This window comes from Pirellulales bacterium (genome assembly GCA_036499395.1).
GTDB lineage: Bacteria > Planctomycetota > Planctomycetia > Pirellulales > JACPPG01 > JACPPG01.
Window position 1 is genome coordinate 1 of the sequence record DASYDW010000052.1, and the last position, 2,934, is coordinate 2,934.

Annotated in this window: 2 protein-coding genes; both read left to right on the forward strand. The window is 60.6% G+C overall.

Features of this window, described 5'->3' with window-relative positions; genetic code table 11:
- The coding region (floA, locus tag VGN12_07845) for a flotillin-like protein FloA (GenBank protein HEY4309348.1) at window positions 1–844 on the forward strand (844 nt) is incomplete at its 5' end.
- 474 nt (window positions 845–1,318) lie between these two features.
- Window positions 1,319–2,701: an IS4 family transposase gene (locus VGN12_07850; GenBank protein HEY4309349.1), complete on the forward strand. Its 1,383-nt coding sequence runs from the start codon at window positions 1,319–1,321 to the stop codon at window positions 2,699–2,701.
- Window positions 2,702–2,934: the final 233 nt, after the last annotated feature.

Here is a 2,934-nt window from a genome sequence, read left to right on the forward strand (position 1 = left end):
CTGGTTGCAGGCGTACGTGACCCGCGCGCGGGTCAGCATGCTGTCGTTGATCGCCATGTCGTTCCGCAAAGTCAACGCGCGGGTGATCGTCGAGTCGAAGATCATGGCCGTGCAGGCGGGATTGCCGGGCATTTCGACGCAGGCCTATGAGGCGCATTACCTGGCCCAGGGAAATGTCCGCCGTGTTGTCCAGGCCCTGATCGTGGCCCACCGCGCCAAGATCGACCTCGATTGGGAAACGGCGACGGCCATCGACCTCGCCGGGCGAAATGTGCTCGAAGCCGTGCAAACCAGCGTCGATCCGAAAGTCATCGACTGCCCCGACCCGCGCCGCGGCGGGCGCACGACTCTCGACGGTGTCGCCAAAAACGGCATTCAGCTCAAGGCGCGGGCCCGCGTCACTGTCCGCACGAACCTTTCGCAGTTGATCGGCGGAGCGACCGAAGAAACGATTATCGCCCGCGTCGGCGAAGGGATCGTCGCGGCGATCGGTTCCTGTGACAGCCACAAGTTGGTGCTGGCCAATCCCATGCTGATCGCCAAAGCCGTGCTTGATAAGAGTCTCGATTCGCAGACCGCTTTCGAAATCGTGTCGATCGATATTGCCGACATCGACGTGGGAGACAACATCGGCGCCCGGCTGCAGGCCGACCAGGCCGAGGCCGACGTGCGCGTCGCCCGCGCCCATGCCGAAGAACGCCGGGCCCGGGCCGTCGCTCAGGAGCAGGAAATGAAGGCGCTCACGGCCGAAAATCGGGCGAAAGTCGTACTCGCCGAGGCCCAGGTGCCTCTGGCCGTCGCCGAAGCCTACAAGATGGGCCGGCTGCGAGCCGTGGCCTCGTAGCAGCCGCGTTTAAGAAGGCGGGTGTGGCGGGGTCAGAGCGCGAACAGAAATCTCACGTTGCACCCGAAGACGCCTCGCAGTGGTGGCCGATCCATCGGAGCCCGAAACCCAGCGATGGCCCCGACGAGTTGGACGATGAGCAAAGCGACCGCTTGAGGGCCATTCGGTCAGGGCCATCGCTGGATTTGCCTGTGAGCCGTCTCGAATCTGCCTCAGACGGTCGCAACGCGCTCGAGGCCCGAGAGGATTCCCGCTCTGACCTTGAAGTTACCCCCATTTTTACAAAATTCCAGGTGGTCGACTTTTCCGGCTCGGATGACTTTGTGTAAGGCCGCCAGAGGGTTGCGGCGCGCCGCAAAATTCTGGCCCTGGATTTGCTGAGTGTCAGGCTGCACCGCCAGGGAGTGGGGGCGGCCACTACGATGACTGCAGGGACACGGTCGCGAGGAGTTCCGTTTGGCAAGGATGTGTCCCATGTCGTCTTTGATTTTGGATGTCGCGCAATGGGCAGAAGCGCAGTTTGGTGAGTGTGAATTGGGCGATGTCCGTCGAACTCGTCGGGCGGTGATCGCCGCCGCCCAATTCGCGTTGTCGCCGGATGCCACGACGCCGCGGCAAATCGAAGGCTGGTCCGATTTGAAAGCCGCCTATCGGCTTTTCGGCCAAGAATCGGTCACCTTCCAGTCTCTGGCCGAGCCCCACTGGCGACGCACGCGCGGCTCAGCGCAGGGCGTCTGCCTCCTGATCAGCGACACGACGGAAACGAACTTTGGGATGCGTCGCCACGTACAGAGTACGAATCTCGGCCCCACCGGCAACGGCAAAGGCCGGGGATTCATGCTGCATTCGTCGCTCATGGTACAAGCGGATACGCGCCAAGTCGTGGGCCTGGCAGGACAAGAGTTGTTCTACCGCAAACCGAGGCAGGTCACAGAAAACTCCTATCGCCGCACGCAACGTCCACGCGAATCGGAGGTCTGGGGACGCGTCATTGATCTGATCGGCCCCCCGGCGCCGGGGGTTACCTATTTGCATGTCGGTGATCGAGGCGCCGATAACCTGGAAGTCTTCTGCCACTGTCGAGAGCAGAAAAGCGGTTGGGTCATCCGGGCTTCGAATTTGCGGAGAACCATTCACAGGCCAGACGGCCGGGAGATGAAGCTCCAAAATTGGTTGGCGGCTCAGCCGGTTCTGGGGACCTATGAACTGTTGATTCGGGAGACTCCGCGGGCGGTCGCACGCACCGCTAAGCTGGAAGTTCGTGCCACGCCCGTCACCCTGATTCATTCACGCCGAAAGACGCCGTACCTGCGCAAATTCGGCGATCTGAAAATTTCGGAGTGGGTGGTCGAGGCTCGCGAAGTGAACCCACCGCGCGGCTGCACGGCAGTGCAATGGGTGATTCATACTTCCGAAGAAGTCGACACGTTCGAAGATGCCTGGCGAATTCTCGAGTACTACGAAACGCGCTGGGCCGTTGAAGAATTTCACAAGTGCCTGAAGACCGGCTGTCAGCTGGAATCGCGGCTGTATACGCAGGCCACCAGCCTGGAAGCGGTGACCGGAATATTCAGCGTATTGGCCGTGCGCTTGTTACAACTGAAATCGGTCGCTCGCTTGGAGCCGGATCTACCTGCGGAGAAAATCGTCCCTCTGGCATGGCTTAAAATGCTCCGTGCGCTTCGCAACAAGCCGATTCTCACTGTCCGCGATTTCTTTCGTCACCTCGCGGGACTCGGAGGTTTTCTGATGCGAAAAGGCGACGGCGAGCCGGGGTGGATTACGATCTGGCATGGCCTGACGAAGCTCCTGCTCTGCCTCCGAGGAGCCAGGGCCGAACGACAAAGATGTCGGTAACTTCAAGACGCTCTGGCCCTGCCACACCGCTGTCTGCGACCGACGACATTGACGTCTATGTTGTCTTCCTCAAACTGGCTATCCGCTATTTTCGGAAAGTCTTCGCAGATCGGGCCAAATCCTGGCCGAATTTGAGGCATCGATTCATCGCCAATCGAGAGCCCAGCGGCTAAACTCGATCATGATGTCGCGCTTGCCTCTCGAACCGATCGATCCGCAGATTACATCCATTC